Origin of the sequence: Marinomonas sp. THO17 (genome assembly GCF_040436405.1) — a bacterium.
Lineage (GTDB): Bacteria > Pseudomonadota > Gammaproteobacteria > Pseudomonadales > Marinomonadaceae > Marinomonas.
Genome location: NZ_AP031575.1, coordinates 381,600 through 400,045 on the forward strand (window position 1 = coordinate 381,600; position 18,446 = coordinate 400,045).

Consider the following 18,446-nt stretch of genomic DNA (forward strand, 5'->3'; position numbering starts at 1 on the left):
ATGGAAACTTCTCGTCCTATACCCAACGCCATCACTCATCAAGTCTCGCTCAAGGCCTATAATACTTTTCGTTTTGACTATCAGGCTGAATTTTTTGCAGAAGTTCATAGCTTGCTTGAATTAAAGCAATTGCTTGGTTGGGCACAACAAGAGCAGTTGCCAGTTACCATCTTGGGTGGTGGCAGTAATTTATTGATTCGCAATGACATTAAGGGCTTGGTCTTGATCAACTGTATCAAGGGTAAGCAAGTCATTGAAGGCAAATACAATCAGGTACATTTGGTGTTGGGCGCAGGTGAAAATTGGCACCATGTTGTCACTTATTCAGTCGAAAAAAACTGGTTTGGAATTGAAAACCTAGCTTTGATACCTGGCACGGTTGGTGCGGCTCCAGTACAAAATATTGGTGCCTATGGCGTAGAAATCAAAGACGTCTTAGCGCGAGTTCAAGTGATAGATAGACAGACCCTAGATGTCTTTTGGATTAATGCCAAAGAATGTGGTTTTGCTTATCGAGATAGTCATTTCAAAGGCAAATGGAAAGACAAATATTTTATTACCGGCGTCGAATTAAGCTTGAAAAAACGTGGTGAGCTTTGTTTGTCATACGGTGGTTTGCAACATCAGCTTGAAGGTGAACCGAGTTTGCGAAAAGTATACGATGCAGTATGTCGTGTTCGCGCCAGTAAGCTGCCAGATCCACAAGTTATTGCCAATGCAGGTAGCTTCTTTAAAAACCCAATTATCAGTGCAGATCAGCATACTAGGCTTAAAAAAATGTTTCCTGATATGGTGTCTTTCCCTCATGGGGATGATTTTAAGTTGGCGGCGGGTTGGCTGATAGATCAGGCTGGCTTTAAAGGCAAAAGCCAGCAGGGAGTGGGGGTTTATGAAAAGCAGGCTTTAGTATTGGTAAACCATGAAGCCAATAAAGCAGAAGCCTTATTGGCCCTTGAAGCAGACATACAAAACGCGATTCAAAACAAATATGGGGTCTGCTTGGAAAGAGAACCTGTGTTGTTGCCTGAGATAATATTCTCAGCACAAGCTGAGGCTTTTGAGACTAAGAGCGATGCAAATCAAGCGTCTGAGGAGTCTCAGAGTTGAAAGTAGGTGTCATGGACTCGGGAGCTGGTGGTTTAACCATAGTCAATGCCATTCAAAAAAAACAACCGCATCTGGATCTTTTGTATCTTGCCGATGACGCTTTTGCACCCTATGGCGATAAGACAGATCAAGCTTTGCAGCAACGCTTGATTGACATAGCGAATTTTTTTGAACGAGAAGCAGTACAAGCCATTGTGGTGGCGTGTAATACCGCTACCGTAGCCGGTATAGAGGCATTGCGGTCACATACTCAATTACCAGTGATTGGCGTTGAGCCTGCAGTGAAACCGGCTTTTCGTCTCGGCAAACAGCGTCACGTTGCTGTCTTGGCGACCCCAGTGACGGCTAAAAGCCGGCGATTAAATGACCTTATTTCTCTTTGGCAAGCTGATAGCAAGGTGCAAATCGTTTCCAGTGCAAGTTTAGCCTTTGATATTGATGCTTGGCCTGCAACACAAAGCAAAATACAACAAACTGTCATGGCCTTGTGTCAACAGATGAAAACAGATGAAGTGGATACCCTAGTATTAGCTTGTACACACTATCCTTTGGTACGTCATATGTTTGCAGAGTATTTGGGAGCAGACTGTGAAATTATTGAACCAAGTGAAGGCGTTTCTGCACAATTGACAAGGCGTTTGGTCGCCACTTATCCAGAACTTGTAGAATCTGAGAGTTTGTCAGAGCAAGGACAAATTACTTTATGCAGTAGCTTGTCTTTAGCAGGAGCGCAGCGTTTGCGAACTTGGGTAGACGAACAAAGCAGTATAGCAGGTGAGCGCTTAGTCAGTATTTAAAGTCAGTGGACTTGCTCGCACCTTTCTTAATCATTCATGAGAAAGGCTAAAATCTTATCTTTCTCCCACATGGCATCTTGATAACCTAGCTCCATTAGCGCACGACAGTATTGCGGTGTAAAGAGTAAATAACTGGCGGCCGAACTGACTTTTTCAGCTGTGGACCCGCCCACCGATTTTAATAGTACACGAATGTTTTTTGGCAAGGTGTGCAAGTAATGATGGGCGATTTCATTGAGTTCTTCTGAAGGTGAGATGATCAAGGTTTCTGTGGGGAGATCAGAATATTTTTGCTTTTTGTTATCAGGCAAATCTCGAATTAATGCATTCATCAACTCCAGTTGATTGATGTCGTCTTCCAAATTGTCAATAAAAGCACTGTTTAATAGCTGGCCTAAGATCTGTGCCATACTTGGTGTACTGTTGGCCATCTTGTTTTTCTGTAATGCCCATTTACGTGGACTGCGATTGCCACTTACTCCTATGATGAACAACTTATTCGCGCCTAATTTTAATGCTGGATAAATGGCTGATTTTTGGCGAATGGCTCCATCTCCATAATAATGGCCGGCAATTTTATGAGCTGGAAAAATCACTGGAATTGCACTGGATGCTAGTAAATGCTCGACACCTAATTCCTCCCTCACTCCTTTACGACGATGACCTTGCCAATGTTGTGGTCTATTGTTGCCTTGAAAAAAGGTAGTAGATTCGCCGGTACTGTAACTCATTGCGGTGACAGCTAAAGCCGAGACCAGTTTTTTATCAATGGCGTGCTGAATGCGTGAAAAATCCAAGTGTTTGCTCAGCAATTCTCGTAACGGTTGGTTGTCCATGATAGCCATGGAGGCAGAGTGATTGTGTAAATGAAACAAAGATAACAGGGTTTTAGTGACGGAAGTGGCTAAGGGCCAACGTCCTAGGGTGTAAATTTGCTCTGGGCTTAAATGACGCCATACGAAAGCCAGTGTAGAAACTGCTTTTGAAAAATTGTCAGCGTAACAGGCCAACATAGTGGAATTGAGTGCCCCTGCGGAGGTGCCGCAGAGGATGGGGAAGGGTAAAGGTGTTTTTTTCGGCAGCATTTTACCCATGGCGGACAGTACGCCAACTTGGTAGGCCGCTCGTGCACCGCCGCCTGATAAGATCAGAGCATTTTGATTGGTTATTTCATCCATACAGCCATCAACTTTTTATTGAAAGGAATCAATTACACTTGAGTATGGCTAACATTTTATTAAAATGCCATGCTTGTTATGCCTATTATCTATTTCATCTAATTGATGATATTACTTTTATGTAGACGGTGAGGCATTTGTCGTTCACAATCTAACCTATACTTCAAATTGATATAAGAATAAAAAGGACGAATTAAAATGCATTCTTCTGTTGTCATTAGCGGAGTCGGTTTATGGACTCCTGCTCATTCCATCACCAATGAAGAACTCGTCGCTAGCTACAACGCGTGGGCGGAAAAATTCAACATGAGCCATGCCGAAGCGATCGAACAAGGGGACATGGAAGCCAAACCCTTATCCAGTGCTGCTTTTATCGAAAAAGCATCCGGTATTAAAAGCCGATATATCTACTCAAAAGAAGGGGCGTTAGACATTGATCGTATGCGACCTTTGCTGGCACCGCGTGGCGATGATGAGGTTTCTCATCAAGCTGAGATGGCCATTGCGGCGGCAGAGAAAGCATTAAAAGCGGCCAACAAAACCCCGCAAGATATTGACATGGTCATTGTGTCTTGTGCCTATACCCAGCGTTCTTACCCTGCTATTGCCATTGAAGTGCAAGCCGCTCTGGGTATTGATGGTTTTGCCTTTGATATGTTGGTGGCTTGTTCGGCCGCCACTTTCGGTTTGCAACGTGCCGTGGATGCGGTAAAAGCGGGTACGGCAAAAGGTGTGTTAGTCATTAATCCTGAATTGACTTCAGCACAAGTGAATTATATGGATCGTGACTCCCATTTTATTTTTGGTGATGTCGCAACAGCTACCTTGGTTGAGCGAGGCGAAACCTGTCAATCTGAGCAGGCTTTTGAGGTTTTAAGCACCAAATGTGTCACATCCTATTCCAATAATATTCGCTCTAATTTTGGTTATTTGACCCGAGTGACAGACGAAGATCCTTACGGTGCCGATAAGCTGTTTCATCAAAACGGTCGCAAAGTCTTTAAAGAAGTTTGTCCTATGGCAGCCGATCACATTGAAAGTCATTTGCACAGTGAAGGCATCCAAGTATCACAACTTAAGCGCTGGTGGTTGCATCAGGCCAATATCAATATGAACTTACTCATTAGCAAACGCCTATTAGGCCGTGATGCCACATTAGAAGAAGCTCCTGTGGTATTGGACGAATACGCGAATACCGCTTCAGCAGGTTCCATTATTGCTTTTGCTAAATACCATGAAGATCTGCAAGCGGGCGACATTGGAGTGATTTGTTCGTTTGGGGCGGGTTATTCTATTGGCAGCTTGATTCTAAAAAAGCGTTAAAAGCTGAACTTATGGGCTCTAATAGTGAGGACTGCTGACTTATTGAGCCCATTTTGCTTTTGAGATAACTCATTGAAAGTTTGATGAATTTAAGCGAGACTTTATTGTTAATACAATCAATAGGACTCACTACATGGCAATTCATCCCCAAGCAGGACAGCTTGCACACCATGATTCTCTGGTGAATTTACCGCAACTCATGACAGCCTACTATCTCAACAAGCCAGACGTTGTGAACCACCCAGATGAAAAAGTTAGCTTTGGTACCTCAGGTCATCGTGGTAGCGCTTTACACACCACATTCAATCAGGATCACATATTAGCAATAACACAGGCAATAGCAGAATATCGATTGAGCCAACATATCACAGGGCCTGTCTATTTGGCAAAAGACACTCATGCTTTATCTGAGGCGGCGTTTCAAACAGTATTAAGTGTTTTAGTGGCGAATAATGTTAAGGTTCGCGTGCAAGCGGGCGGTGGTTTTACCCCAACGCCAGTGGTCTCGCATGCCGTATTGACCCACAACGCAAAAGCATCAGAATTAAGTGACGGTATTGTGATCACGCCTTCGCATAATCCACCAGAAGACGGCGGTATAAAATACAACTCCATCAAAGGCGGCCCAGCGGATAAAGACATTACAGATTGGGTCGCTAATCGTGCCAATGACTTATTGGCCGCTGGTTTAGAAGGCGTGAAAATCTGTCAACAAACCGAGCTGAATCAATCCGCTTTAATCGAAGACTTTGACTACATTTCTCATTACGTTGATGACTTAGAAAATGTCATCGACATGCAAGCCATTGCAAACGCCAAGATTCGCATTGGTGTTGATCCAATGGGCGGCTCTGGTATTCATTATTGGCAACCTATTGCGGATAAATATGGTCTAGACATTAGTGTGGTGAACACAGAAGTGGATCCGACATTTCGCTTTGTGCCATTAGACAAAGATGGCCGTATTCGAATGGATTGCTCATCCTCTTATTCCATGGCTTCACTGTTAAAGTTAAAAGATGATTTTGATATCGCGGTCGGTAATGATCCAGATTATGATCGGCATGGCATCGTCTGCGCTCAGTCCGGCTTGATGAACCCCAATGCTTATTTAGCGGTGGCGATTGAATACTTATCTCAGCACAGACCCAATTGGCCAGAAGATACTATGTTTGGTAAAACATTGGTTTCCAGTGGCATGATTGACCGTGTGGTAACGGGCTTAGGCAAACAATTGTGTGAAGTGCCTGTGGGCTTCAAATGGTACGTAGAAGGCATGTATCAGGGCACTATGGGATTTGGTGGGGAAGAAAGTGCTGGTGCCTCTTTTTTGCGTAAAGATGCCAGAGTTTGGACGACAGACAAAGACGGCATCATTATGGCCTTGTTGGCCGCCGAAATTTTAGCGGTAACCGGCAAAGACCCGCAGACTCTTTATGAAGAACAAGTGGCGCGCTATGGGAAGCCGTTTTACAAACGTATAGATGTGCCAGCAACACCAGCGCAAAAACGTTTGTTGTCTGCTTTACAAGCCGATAATGTTAAACAGACTTCATTGGCTGGTGAAGAAATTACCTCAGTATTGACCCATGCTCCCGGTAATCATGCGGCGATTGGTGGCCTAAAAGTCTGTACTGCCAATGGATGGTTTGCAGCGCGTCCATCTGGTACCGAAAATGTTTATAAAATATATCTGGAAAGTTTTGTTTCAGAGCAGCATCTAGCGGATTTAGAACAAGAAGCAAAAGCCTTAGTGGACAGCGTACTTGGTTAAATCGCTAATCCAACCAGTGATTGTCAAAGCCAGCCCCAGTTGGTTGGCTTTGCTATTTCTGCTTAATATTCATCGTCTCTTTTATACTTATAGTTCCGTCATTCTGGTCAGCCATTTAGTGAGTGAGAAGCCCAATTCACTACTGAGTTTCTGAGCGGCATTTTTCAACTCTTTACCCGTTTGTTGTGGTGCCTGCTTAAGGGCGATGATGACCCAATTACCAGTGCCAGTATCCAAAGCGTAAACAGAAGAAAAATGTTGTTTGATTAACTGGGTAAATGCCTCATTGTGCTTTTGATCAAGCCAACAATTTAATACTAAGCAGCCTTTTTCTTTGATGTTCTTTGCGCAATCGGCAACAAAACTTGGTGCCAATACACTAATGTCCATGCCCTGCGTGTTGTATATATCGGTGAGCAATAAATCGACTTTACGATCTAGGCCAGATGCCATGTGATCAATCGCATTGTCTAAAGTCAAGGTGATGCGTTTTCCTTTGGGTAATTTAAAAAACATTTCAGCGGCGTCTAATACTTCTTGTCTGAGTTCGACAGCGTGAATATGAACCCCAGAAATGGCTTGGTAGAGAGCGTGAATTAATGTACCGCCGCCTAAGCCCAGTAGACACACTCGTTTTGGTTGGCAAAACAGCAATGCTAGCATCATGGCTTGGGTGTATTCATGTTGTAATACATGAGGTGTGGATAGGCGCATTCGACTTTGTTCATCACCATCAGCAAAGGACAGAATACGAAATTGTCCATCATCAAATACGCGAATGGGACCGAATTCATCACAGCTATCGTGAAGAAGATTCTGTTGTGTCATAGATTGCCTCTGAAATTGTTTGCCGATTTTAGATCGAGCCGTTTTTAGGTTTCGCTGTTTGAATGAAATGACGGCATTTAAAAATAGGACCCTAGAAGAAAACGCTTATAAAAGATGAGTGTCAATAAGCTCCAAGGGTATAATGACAGCAAACTTATCATAACAAAAGGTAGAAAGTGCCACAGATTCAAGCCCTTAATCTCAATTTAAAAGATGCTTTGCCTTTAAATAAAGAATATCAAGTGCATGTCTATCGAGGGGATCTAGAGCATGTGAGCGCTCCGGGTAACAAATGGCACAAGCTGAAGCATCATCTTCAAGCGGCTAAAGTACAAGGTGCAACGCATATTGGCACTTTTGGAGGGCCATTTTCTAATCATCTAGATGCAGTTGCTGCTACCCTTGCGGATCAAAATGAGCAAGCTGTATTAGTGGTGCGAGGCGAATTACAACCCGATTTAACGCCAACTCTACAAGATGCGGTAAAGCAGGGGGCGGAGCTTTGGCCTTCCACTCGACAAGACTATCGCTTGGCAATGAAAGGGGAAGTGGTTAAACAAATTACTCATAGATACCCAAATATCTACTGGGTGCCAGAAGGAGGCGGTGGAGCGTTAGGAGCAAAAGGCTGTAGCGATTGGGCAAAACAAATTGCAACGAATGCCGTTGGCTATGATGCTTGGACGCTTGCGGCCGGAACAGGCACCACAGCAGCAGGTTTCTTGGCGTCTCAAAGCTGTCAGAATTTGCATGTATTTAGCGCGTTAAAAGGAGCACAACAACAAGCTTCCGAGATTGTAGAAATGGCAAAGATGCTTAACCCTGCTTGTCAAAATCAGCCTATGGTTTTTCATAGTGATTGCCATCAAGGTGGCTATGCTAAACACTCTCCAGAGTTAATCTCTTTTTTGCACAAGTTTGCTCAGCTTAACCCTGATGTCACGTTAGACCCGGTATACACATGTAAGAGTCTCTATGCCATTTATCAAGCCATGTTGGCTGGCCGTTGGCCGCATCAAAAAACCTTGCTCATTCATACTGGAGGGATGCAAGGGTGGCGTGGTTATGCAGATGAGAGCAATCCGTTTTCTAATATGTCGACTGACGATAAGATGAGTTTTTAAACTTTATAATCTTGTCCTTACATGGCGTCTACCTAGTGTTCATGTTAAAGTGCCCACAGTATGTATGTTGCTATCTAAGCTATTAATAGACTTCATATTATTGGCTGTTATTTAAAGGTGGAAAGAGAAGGACGCATGAGTCTTTTTAAACGTGTTGGTATTATTGCTCGATTGGATAAATCTCAAATTCTGGAAACCGTTAAGAAGTTAATGGAATACCTTGAAGAAAAAGAGATTCAGCCCGTTCTCGAAAGTCAGCTTGCTGCCATGTTGCCGGGCATCAAAGTTGCGCAAGCGCCACTCAAAGAATTAGGTGATCATTGCGATATGGTTATGGTGGTTGGTGGCGACGGTAGTTTTCTCGGTGCCGCGAGAGCCATTTGCAATTATGACATTCCAGTGTTGGGCATAAATCGTGGTACCTTGGGCTTCTTAACCGATATATCACCACAACATTTGCAACAAGAGTTAGACCCCATTTTGGCGGGCAACTATCATGAAGAAAAACGTTTCATGATAGAAGCCAAAATTAAGCGTCAAAACCGTCCCAGTGGCGATGGTATTGCTTTGAATGATCTGGTGCTTCACCCTGGCAAATCGGCACGTATGATTCGTTTTGATTTGTTCATTGATGATCAATTCGTTATGAATCAAAAATCCGACGGTTTGATTGTTGCAACCCCGACAGGTTCCACTGCTTATGCTTTGTCAGCAGGTGGGCCAATAATGCTGCCAAAGTTGGATGCTATGGTTTTAGTTCCAATGCACCCACATACCTTAAGTAATCGTCCTATTGTTATCGATGCCAATGCCAAAATTCGTATTGTAGTCTGTGAATCCAATTTAACCTATCCGAGCGTAAGCTGTGATGGACAGTTGAATATCACCGCAGCACCGGGCGATGAAATTCACATTGCTAAAAAGCAAGGCGGTATTCGTATGATACATCCGAAAGATCACGATTTTTATAATGTCTGCCGAGATAAGTTAGGCTGGCAATCGAGTTACCGTCAATAATAAAGGCGAGTGTTAAACCTACATGTTATTTGTATATCGATTTGAATCCACGGAAGATCCGCAACTATTAGCGAATGCTTTATGGCACCACAAGGTCGCCCATCAAATAGTAGCGAATCAAGGAGTGCAAGAGCTGTGGTTATTAGACCCATCACAGCAAGCGACAGTGCAACAACTCATTTCAATTTGGAAAGAAGACCCTTCGTTACTGCAAAAATCCACCATTAGACCCGAAGAAAATCCCAAACATCAAACAACACGCCCTCCATTATCTACCCAAATGAGAGCGGCGCCGTTAACCCTTATTTTGTTATTAATGAGTGTTTTGGTATCTGTTATCACGGAATTGGGTAGTAATTTGGCGGTTGTTAGCTGGTTTACCATCAGTCCTTTTCAAGTGGTTAACGGTCATTTGTATTTTCGAACCCTTTCCGATGTATTGAGTTCGGGGCAATGGTGGCGTGTGTTTACGCCAGCTTTATTGCATTTCAGCATGATGCATATTGTCTTTAATAGCCTATGGGTATGGGAAATTGGCCGCAAGTTAGAATATTTACTCGGTAAGTGGGTTTGGCTGTTTTGCATTTTGGTGACCGCAGTGGCCAGTAATTTACTGCAGTATTATTTTAGTGGATATCCCGTTTTTGGTGGTTTATCTGGGGTTGTGTATGGCTTGATTGGTTTTGCTTGGTTGTTGCCCATACTTCTGCCAAGGTTTCCTGTTATGGTCAATAGAACCCTTATGGCCTTCTTCATGATTTGGCTTGCCTTTGGTTATACTTCATTACCAGAGGCGATTGGCTTAGGTCGTATTGCCAATACCGCCCATACTATTGGTTTGTTATCAGGGCTGGTTTTATGCGTTTGTTTTTACTTCATTAGTACTTTGATCACAAACAAAGGCCATACGCCTAGAAGTTAACAAAGTCAGTGGAATCGTCATTTAGTCCTAGCTTGATATTGTAAAGAGAGCATTAAGATGAACTTCAAAGAAATGATCGACAATATGTCACCGGAAGTCTACGCCAGCCTGAAACAAGCTGTAGAGCTAGGGAAATGGCCGAATGGTGTACGCCTGACAGAGGAACAAAAAGAATTGTGTTTACAGGCAGTGATTACCTACGATTACACCAATAAATCGGAAGAGCAAAGGGTCGGTTATATTGATACTCAGGTTCATCAGGGCTGTGATAGTAAGCAGTCAACTAACGAACATGAAACCATCAAATGGGTCAATAACTCAGCAGAAGGCCATTCTTAATGCTGCAAGGTCAGGTCCGTAAAATGAAGGTTGAGGCGATTGATGGCAAGGTACAATATCAACTTAACCTGAATGATCAAACACAACAGATGAACGACCTATTGGGGCAAAGGATACGTCTGGATTTCAGCGGTGATATTCATTGCATTCATTGTCACAAAAAGACCAAAAAGTCATTTAGCCAGGGTTATTGCTTTAACTGTTTTCGTAAACTGGCCGCTTGTGATACCTGCATCATGAGCCCGGAAAAATGTCATTTTCATTTGGGTACTTGCCGAGAGCCTGAATGGGCAGAGCAATATTGCATGCAAAGCCATTATGTTTATTTGGCCAATTCTTCTGCCTTAAAAGTGGGTATTACCCGTGGCGATCAACTGCCTATTCGTTGGATAGACCAAGGCGCCACTCAAGCCAGAGCCATTTTCCGCGTTGAGAATCGTCGTTTATCAGGTTTGGTAGAAAGCTTATTTAAATCCGAAGTGGCAGACAAAACCAATTGGCGTAACATGCTAAAAGGTTCAGATTTGGTATTGGACCTTGAGGCAGAACAAGAACGTTTGATTGGTCAGCTTTACGAAGGTTTGGATGCGCTGCAGCAAGAATTCGGTCTGCAAGCCATTATTGACTTGTCTGATCAAAACCATACTCATGAATTTACCTACCCAGTGTTGGAGTATCCTACCAAGATCACCAGTTTGAATGCAGAAAAAACGCCCACCATAGAAGGGGTGTTAATGGGCATCAAGGGGCAATATTTGATACTCGACACAGGTGTGATCAATTTACGCAAATACACAGGTTACCAAGCCAGCCTCAGTTTCTAGGAGAGGGATTATGAAAGAGAGTCAACCGTCAGCGATTTATCTGAAAGACTACAAAGTGCCTCCTTTTTTGATTGATAAAACAGAGTTAACCTTTGAATTAGATGAAGCCACGACTGTGGTCACATCCAAGTTGCACATGCGCCGCAATCCAGATTCAAAAGAAAATACCGCGCCTTTGGTACTGGATGGCGGTGAAGATGTGAAGCTGGTTGCTCTTGCTATGGATGATTATGTGTTGCCATCTGGTGAATATCAGCTGCTGAACAATCAGCTTATTATCACAGCGACAGCAGACAGTTTCGTATTGACCTGTGAAACATTGATAGAACCACAAAATAATACGCGCTTAGAAGGACTGTACCGTTCTTCCTCAATGTTTTGTACTCAGTGTGAAGCAGAGGGATTCCGTCACATTACCTATTATCTTGATCGCCCAGATGTGATGTCAGTATTCACCACACGTATTATTGCCGATGCCGAAAAATACCCTGTGATGCTGTCTAACGGTAATGAAATTTCCCGTGAAATATTAGAGGACGGAAAAACCTCCGTGGTATGGCACGATCCATTCCCCAAACCCGCATACTTGTTTGCTTTGGTAGCGGGTAATCTAGCAGTCAAAAACGATATTTTTGTGACTCAAAGTCAGCGGCAAGTAAAGTTACAGATTTTCACCGAAGCGCACAACATAGATAAAGTCGATTACGCTATGGAAGCCTTAAAACGATCCATGCGCTGGGACGAAGAAGTCTATGGTCGAGAGTACGATCTGGACATCTTTATGATAGTCGCGGTGGATGACTTTAATATGGGGGCAATGGAAAACAAGGGGTTGAATATCTTTAATTCCTCTTGTCTATTAGCCAGTCCTAAAACCACAACGGACGACACTTATTTGCGTGTTGAAGCCATTGTTGCACACGAATACTTCCATAACTGGTCTGGTAACCGGGTAACCTGTCGTGATTGGTTTCAATTAAGCCTAAAAGAAGGCTTTACCGTTTTCCGTGATCAGAGTTTTTCGTCGGATATGCATTCTGGCACAGTCAAGCGTGTCGAAGACGTGTCTTTCTTGAAAACAGCGCAGTTTGCCGAGGATGCAGGCCCAATGGCGCATCCTGTTCGTCCCGCGTCATTCATTGAAATCTCTAATTTTTATACCTTAACCGTGTATGAGAAAGGTGCAGAAATTGTGCGTATGATTCATACCTTATTAGGGGCTAGAAATTTCCGTAAAGGATCGGATTTATATTTTGAACGCCACGATGGCCAAGCCGTTACCTGTGATGACTTTGTGGCCGCCATGCAAGATGCTTCTGGGGTGGATCTAACGCAATTTAAACGTTGGTATTCTCAAGCTGGCACACCGCAAATTCGTGTTACTGATGAATACGATGAGCAAAATCAAATCTATCGTCTGACCCTGCAACAAGATACACCCGCTACGCCAGGTCAACCCACCAAATTACCCCTGCACATTCCTGTACGTGTGGGATTACTGGATCAGTCAGGTAAGGCTCTCAAGGCTGCTTTTATGGGGCAATCTGCCGACGAACATTTGCTTGAATTGACGGATGCTGAACAGGTATTTGAATTCGCTCAAGTGGCAAGTAAACCTGTGCCGTCTTTACTAAGAGGTTTCTCTGCGCCGGTGAAATTGTCTTATGATTATTCTTCCTCGGATCTGTTGTTACTCCTGTCCGCCGATAAAGACGGTTTCAATCGTTGGAATGCAGGGCAACAACTAGCGGTAAATGAACTCAATATTTTGATTGAGCAAGCGATTGCCGGAGAGGCCATGTCGTTATCCTCACATTTGGTGGAAGGTTATAAGGCATTATTGCAAGATGCTCGCTTAGACCCTGCTATGGTGGCTTTGATCTTAAATCTGCCAAGTCAGGCTTATTTATCCGAGTTGGCTCAGGTGATTCACCCTAACGCCATTAAGCAAGCACGCCACTATCTGAAAAAACAAATCGCGCAAGCTTTGCAAGCAGAATTTGCCAAAGCCTATCAAGAACACCAAGTCACAGGCCCATACCAAGCTCAGGCAGCTGACATAGCAAGCCGTTCACTCAAGAATCTTGCCTTATCTTACTGGTTAGAAAGCGATGATAATGAGGCTAAGCAAGCCGTCGTGAGTCAATTTGAATCAGCCGACAACATGACAGATCAGTTTGCGGCTTTGTCGATAGCGGTAGATTATGGCCATGATAAAGCGGATAGTCTGCTGGATACCTTCTATCAACAATGGCGCGATGAGCCTTTGGTGGTGAACAAATGGTTAATGCTGTGTGCTGGCCGTGAACAAGAATACGCTATTGCAAAAGTATCAGGCTTGATGTCACATGAAGCATTTGATCTTAAAAATCCAAATAAAGTGCGCTCACTCTTAGGTGGATTTGGTCAAAATGTTGCGGCGTTCCATCACCCTGATGGCAGCGGTTACCGCTTCTTGGCCGATCAAATATTGGTTTTGGATAAACGTAATCCACAAATTGCATCACGTCTTTGCACACCATTAACGCGCTGGAAGAAAATGGCGCCGGAATTGAGTGTAAAAATGAAAGCTGAACTCGAACGTATTATGACGGAAGATTTGTCCAAAGACGTTTACGAAGTGATTTCAAAAAGCCTCGCTTAGTCTTGGTCAGGCAGGTTTATAAGATAAAAAGCCAGTTAGTATTGTCACCTATGACTTAACTTACTGGCTTTTTTATACTTTTTGCAATAATTCTCTTTACGTCTTTTTTGCATTCTATACTTAAATCTGGCATAAGGTTTAACTACCTTGGGATTAAGGAGCGAATGATGAAACTAAGTATGGCATTATGGGTTCCGGTTGCAATTGGCTTATTGTTATCAGGTTGCAGCAGTCAAAGTACCAGTACGAGTGATCAAACCAGCAGTGAAGAAGTGTCTGGACAAGTCGCAAATCCCATCCAAGCATCCTCATCTCAATCCAATTCAGAAATACTGCGTCTTAACCAAGTGTTGGCGGACAATGAAGCAGAATTACAGCGACTTGCCAGTTTATTGGACGCAAAAGACAGTCAAATTGCACAGTTACAGTCCTCTGAGAACAATGCTGAAATCTTATTGGAATTGGAGAATGAAAAAACACAACGAACTGCTTTAGAAGCTCAATATCAAGCATTGCAGCTTGAAAATAATCAGCTAAAAGACAATATACAGGCGTTAGCTTTGGAGAACACGGCACTTAATGAACAATTGGGGCAGTTAGCAAGCCAATCTAGTCAAGGTGAAGAATGGCAACAAAACTACCTTTCAGCATTGGATGAAAAAAATTCCTTACAGCAGCAAGTGTCACAATTACGTCAGCAAAATAATGTCTTGGCAAGTCAATTAGCGGCCGCTCGTGAAGCGCATCAAGCGCTTAGAGAGCAGTATAATCAGCTATCAACTGCTCCCTCTGAATCCAATGAGTTAGAACAAGCTCAAGCTCAACAAATTGCCTCTTTACAAACGAGTATTGCTAATTATCAGGAAAAAATTCGTCAGCAGGAAAGGGCATTAGCGGATTATCGATCACAAGTGATTGCCTTAGAAGGGGCCATTGATGGTCATGCCGACCTGGAAGCGCGCTGGTTGGCAATGGATCAAAAACTCGCTACAGCACAAGCGAACAATACTCGCCTTGCTCAAGAGTTGGCGACTGCGCAAGCCAGCTTGAATGAGAAAAATCAGCAAGTGACGGATCTTAATGCTGCTTTAGCAAAGCTAAAAAATGACCTTGGTGTGTTAGAAAATGACACCATTTCTTTACAAGCCGAAAGTCAATCTATGGATTTGCAGCTCGCCTCTACAATCCGTGCTGTGAACTGGCAACTGCCTAGTGAAATGGCGTTAAACGACACCTTTGAAATATTGGTCACTGCCGTGGTTGCTCAACCTGTATTAGGGCAGAGTTACGAAGCCGAATTAATTACTGACAGTGAAATTCAAATGATCAGCAATGCTAAGGTCAGAGCCAATGTGCAAGCAGGCCAATTGCAATGGCGATGGCGTGTGGCTGGTTTAAACGAAAAACCTGAAGCGGTTTTGCATCTTCAGGTTCGCCAGCAAATGAGCTTTAAAAACCAAAGCATACCAAGACTGGTATACCAAGAAAGCGAGAGCCTAGCCCTCATCAACACCAATTTATTTGATAAATATGGCTATTGGACTATTGCCATTTTACTTGGCTTACTAGGGGGATTCTTAATTGGCCGCATCAATAAGGGCAAAGCGCCTAGCTAAGTGAGTGAAGCTGACTAAAAACGTTATTTTAGCAAACTAATCGTCTAGCCACATACAACAAAGCCAACCTTCTAACGAGGGTTGGCTTTTTTTTACAGCAAGAATATAAGTAACTGTAATTGTTAAAGGTAAAGAGGGTTATGAGTAATATAATGGAAATAATGTCCGCATAAATTTTGATATCGATGATCCTAATTCTGTTTTAGAAGTACCTAAAACATCAGATTTCTTGAATGATATTGGTGGTCCAACGGCATTAGGTGGTGCTCGCCAGCGTACTCCAAGTGAGTCTCTTCCAGTGGGAACTAAAAATCCTTCGGTAGAGAAATTAGATGGTGCGACTTTACCAAAGGGTATTTCTACAAGTAAAAATGTTAAGGGTAGTGATTTTGAAAAGTCTGAATAAAGCTGTTGTTAAACTTATTGACCTAATTAGTGGAAATTATAATGAAGTTTTAAGTGGTAATCCATGGAGAATGGAGGAGTTCGAGCATTTCGAAAATACATATATTAATCCTTTGTCTGATGAAGATAAGATCAAGGTTTTCCGTAAGGCATATGACCTATTGGGATCAGAAAATCTTGCTGATAATATTAAACAGCTATTTTATTTAGCATCAATTTATGGGGTTAAATTTTCTAATGAATATATAGATATATTGCAGAACGAAACCTCAGCTAAAAAGAAAGAAGTTTTTTTTAAAAAAGCTCATTACTATATTGAAGAAAGGTGGTCTAGTTCTGCAAAATTGGCATTGTCAAGTGATGCTAAAAAAATGATTGACGATTTATGCAAAGAATATGGGCTCAACTCTCCGTTTGATTGGAAATAATTTAACAAGTCGTCCCTAAATAATGGCTTTTTTATTCTAAAGAGCCATTTCATTTTCTAGCCTTCGCAGCAATTAGGCTTGTACTAATTCCATCCCGCTATAAAAGCCACACCAGATCAAGACAAAATTAAGCCACTTCAGCAGCTTACGAAGGTTTTGACCACAGGAAAAAAATTTAGTAGGGCATCCATCCTAAAATATTAATTTTTCTAATAAGTTAAGAGTTTTATTAGTGGTCGAGAAGACACCTATGACAACTACAAGAAGCGATTAATCTTGGTGAAGTCAAGAATGTGAAGATTATTACACCTCAGCAGGTTCAGAATGAACTAACATCTGACTTAGAAAAAGCTCAGAAACGTTTTGATATGCATCCTAGTGAAACGAATAGTGACAAAGTAGATAGCGCTCAGATGCGATTAGATAATGCCAAACGTGACAATGAATGTATAATTTCGGGTGGTTGTGTTCCTTCAAAATTTATTGAAAAGGCTGAATAATGTCATCATTTGAAGAGCTAGTTGGAGAGAAAATTTATCATATACTCTATTCTTACGAGGATAAGTATGGGAATGAATTTGAAGATCGTGATGACCTTCTTTTGTGTGAAGATGAAGATATTCCCTTAGAGCGAGTTAAAAAGCTGAAGCTCTTAATCTCTTATGGTTCATCTGATAAAGAAGTGATAATCGCCTTTGAAGCAGCCAAGCTATTATGTGCTTGGGGAGAAGTTGAAGGGATTAAATACATGAAATATTTCATGGAAAAATACTATGGTGATCTTCGTTCATCGTACCCTATGTCACATCATCGTTTGTATGGCTATGACACAACAGTTGAAGAGATAGAAGAGGTTATTATGTGTTATCAGGCGCGATGGAGTGATCGTTTGGCGGCACAGGGTAACTCAATTTGTCCTGAAATAAGGCATATTGTTACTTTAATACTGAATAGAGCGAAGCTCTGTGAACATAATATGCTAGGTATAATCCAAGAGATAAAACAAGAAAAATGGCACTATTTCGATACCCAATTAAAAGAATGCATGATTGCTTATCTAGAAAAAGAAGATCAATCACGCAATAGCTATTGGAATACCATCGATCTGAAAGTTTTTTTTGAAGAACGGGATCCGGAATTTTTATCAAAAATTGAAGAGAAATATGGGGTTATTGATATTCCTGACTCTGTAAGAAATCAGATCTGAGTTGTGTTAGTATTTTGCCGAGAAGATTTAGTCCTTTCCAGTTTTTTTGTTCTAGTATGAGTGGATCTGTTTTATGTAGGCCGACACCCCATATAGTGTCAACAGGGCTTGATTCTACTAATAACGATGGTGCTGTTTTTAAAAGCTTTTTCATAAATTTGGGGTTTTGAGAGAATTTTGCTTCGTTTCCAGTGTAAACGATTTCTTCTCTATGACTCTCCCAAATAGTATCGTCATAATTTTTGATTAGTCTTCCAATTGCTTTTTGCTGCTTTGGATCATCACTAGATAGGATGAGACCAGCAGCGTTCTGATCATTAAAAAGAATTGCTTTTTTATACATCATATATTGTTCAGCGGAATTAAAAGTTGTTCCTTCTATTTTGAAAAGGCAAGGTTCCCACTGACTAAAAGTGCCACTCCAAAAAAAATAATACTTTCTATCTGGTGAATAACTCATTGATTTCGACTTTATTAAGATATTTGAATATGCAATATTTGCAAATGATGCTTTATCGTATTGTAAAACATTTCAATGAAATTATGAACTTAATGAGGAACCTAACGTAAATTTAGCAAAACACTCACCTTAAGTTATTTCTAAGGCTAAATCCAGCAATTGAGCTTTTTTGTTACTACTGAAAAAGCATAAACCACCATCAGCTTTGGTAGTGTCACCGTTGGCGGCAGCAATCTAGGCGAACAAGCACAAATTTCTTTTGGAGAAACAGAAAAACGAGTTATGTTAGGAGTTAAAACAGGTAATGCTACAGAAAGCAGCAACCAAAGTAAGATCTTCGATGCGTGTCAGCTAGGACAAGGCGTAGGCTGTGGTGGTAATGCAGACGATGCAGGTTATAAGAATTCTCAAGCTCCCACGCAAATTTATACCATACAACCAAAAGAGTAATAC

The 18,446-nt window shown here is 42.1% G+C and carries 19 protein-coding genes; 16 read left to right on the forward strand and 3 right to left on the reverse strand.

Features of this window, described 5'->3' with window-relative positions; all coding sequences use genetic code 11:
• Nucleotides 1-1,107: a UDP-N-acetylmuramate dehydrogenase gene (gene murB, locus ABXS85_RS01755; RefSeq protein WP_353668336.1), complete on the forward strand. Its 1,107-nt coding sequence runs from the start codon at nt 1-3 to the stop codon at nt 1,105-1,107.
• Nucleotides 1,104-1,904, forward strand: coding sequence for a glutamate racemase (murI, locus tag ABXS85_RS01760; RefSeq protein WP_353668337.1), 801 nt, complete (start codon nt 1,104-1,106; stop codon nt 1,902-1,904). The genes murB and murI overlap by 4 nt, the downstream gene beginning before the upstream one ends.
• Nucleotides 1,905-1,930: 26 nt before the next feature.
• Here the strand turns inward: murI and ABXS85_RS01765 are convergent, their stop codons facing one another.
• Nucleotides 1,931-3,082, reverse strand: coding sequence for a patatin-like phospholipase family protein (locus ABXS85_RS01765; protein ID WP_353668338.1), 1,152 nt, complete (start codon nt 3,080-3,082; stop codon nt 1,931-1,933).
• Nucleotides 3,083-3,280: 198 nt separating this feature from the next.
• Between ABXS85_RS01765 and ABXS85_RS01770 the strand changes: the two genes are divergently transcribed.
• Complete coding sequence (locus ABXS85_RS01770) at nt 3,281-4,405, forward strand: beta-ketoacyl-ACP synthase III (RefSeq protein ID WP_353668339.1); 1,125 nt, start codon at nt 3,281-3,283, stop codon at nt 4,403-4,405.
• A 133-nt stretch (nt 4,406-4,538) separates the two neighbouring features.
• Entirely contained in the window at nt 4,539-6,179 is a 1,641-nt protein-coding gene (gene pgm, locus ABXS85_RS01775; protein ID WP_353668340.1) for a phosphoglucomutase (alpha-D-glucose-1,6-bisphosphate-dependent), read from the forward strand.
• 87 nt (nt 6,180-6,266) lie between these two features.
• Here the strand turns inward: pgm and ABXS85_RS01780 are convergent, their stop codons facing one another.
• A complete protein-coding gene (locus ABXS85_RS01780; RefSeq protein ID WP_353668341.1) occupies nt 6,267-7,007 on the reverse strand; it encodes a spermidine synthase in 741 nt (246 codons plus the stop codon).
• A gap of 176 nt (nt 7,008-7,183) precedes the next feature.
• On the opposite strand from ABXS85_RS01780, the gene ABXS85_RS01785 reads away from it, so the two are divergent.
• The 11 genes from ABXS85_RS01785 (at nt 7,184) to ABXS85_RS01835 (ending at nt 17,533) form a co-directional block, all read left to right on the forward strand.
• Nucleotides 7,184-8,131, forward strand: coding sequence for a cysteine desulfhydrase (locus ABXS85_RS01785; protein WP_353668342.1), 948 nt, complete (start codon nt 7,184-7,186; stop codon nt 8,129-8,131).
• Nucleotides 8,132-8,266: 135 nt separating this feature from the next.
• Nucleotides 8,267-9,148, forward strand: coding sequence for an NAD(+) kinase (locus tag ABXS85_RS01790; protein ID WP_353668343.1), 882 nt, complete (start codon nt 8,267-8,269; stop codon nt 9,146-9,148).
• Between the two features lie 22 nt (nt 9,149-9,170).
• Nucleotides 9,171-10,070 (forward strand): rhomboid family intramembrane serine protease, encoded by a 900-nt coding sequence (locus tag ABXS85_RS01795; RefSeq protein ID WP_353668344.1) that lies wholly within the window; start codon nt 9,171-9,173, stop codon nt 10,068-10,070.
• Between the two features lie 57 nt (nt 10,071-10,127).
• On the forward strand, nt 10,128-10,409 hold the full coding sequence (locus ABXS85_RS01800) for a DUF1315 family protein (protein WP_353668345.1): 282 nt from the start codon (nt 10,128-10,130) through the stop codon (nt 10,407-10,409).
• Nucleotides 10,409-11,233, forward strand: coding sequence for a DUF2797 domain-containing protein (locus ABXS85_RS01805; protein ID WP_353668346.1), 825 nt, complete (start codon nt 10,409-10,411; stop codon nt 11,231-11,233). Before ABXS85_RS01800 ends, ABXS85_RS01805 begins: the two co-directional genes overlap by 1 nt.
• Nucleotides 11,234-11,243: 10 nt before the next feature.
• On the forward strand, nt 11,244-13,877 hold the full coding sequence (pepN, locus tag ABXS85_RS01810; RefSeq protein ID WP_353668347.1) for an aminopeptidase N: 2,634 nt from the start codon (nt 11,244-11,246) through the stop codon (nt 13,875-13,877).
• A gap of 164 nt (nt 13,878-14,041) precedes the next feature.
• The gene (locus ABXS85_RS01815) at nt 14,042-15,493 is read left to right on the forward strand and encodes a hypothetical protein (RefSeq protein ID WP_353668348.1); all 1,452 of its coding nucleotides are present in this window, start codon (nt 14,042-14,044) and stop codon (nt 15,491-15,493) included.
• A 229-nt stretch (nt 15,494-15,722) separates the two neighbouring features.
• On the forward strand, nt 15,723-15,899 hold the full coding sequence (locus tag ABXS85_RS01820) for a hypothetical protein (RefSeq protein WP_353668349.1): 177 nt from the start codon (nt 15,723-15,725) through the stop codon (nt 15,897-15,899).
• Complete coding sequence (locus ABXS85_RS01825) at nt 15,883-16,326, forward strand: hypothetical protein (protein WP_353668350.1); 444 nt, start codon at nt 15,883-15,885, stop codon at nt 16,324-16,326. The genes ABXS85_RS01820 and ABXS85_RS01825 overlap by 17 nt, the downstream gene beginning before the upstream one ends.
• Before the next feature lie 293 nt (nt 16,327-16,619).
• Nucleotides 16,620-16,826: a hypothetical protein gene (locus ABXS85_RS01830; protein WP_353668351.1), complete on the forward strand. Its 207-nt coding sequence runs from the start codon at nt 16,620-16,622 to the stop codon at nt 16,824-16,826.
• Nucleotides 16,826-17,533: a hypothetical protein gene (locus ABXS85_RS01835; protein WP_353668352.1), complete on the forward strand. Its 708-nt coding sequence runs from the start codon at nt 16,826-16,828 to the stop codon at nt 17,531-17,533. The genes ABXS85_RS01830 and ABXS85_RS01835 overlap by 1 nt, the downstream gene beginning before the upstream one ends.
• On the opposite strand, the gene ABXS85_RS01840 is transcribed toward ABXS85_RS01835, so the two are convergent.
• Entirely contained in the window at nt 17,496-17,993 is a 498-nt protein-coding gene (locus tag ABXS85_RS01840) for an NADAR family protein (RefSeq protein WP_353668353.1), read from the reverse strand. The two genes, ABXS85_RS01835 and ABXS85_RS01840, sit on opposite strands and share 38 nt — an antisense overlap.
• A 282-nt stretch (nt 17,994-18,275) precedes the next feature.
• Here ABXS85_RS01840 and ABXS85_RS01845 point away from each other — a divergent pair, with 282 nt between their 5' ends.
• Nucleotides 18,276-18,443: a hypothetical protein gene (locus tag ABXS85_RS01845; RefSeq protein WP_353668354.1), complete on the forward strand. Its 168-nt coding sequence runs from the start codon at nt 18,276-18,278 to the stop codon at nt 18,441-18,443.
• Nucleotides 18,444-18,446: the final 3 nt, after the last annotated feature.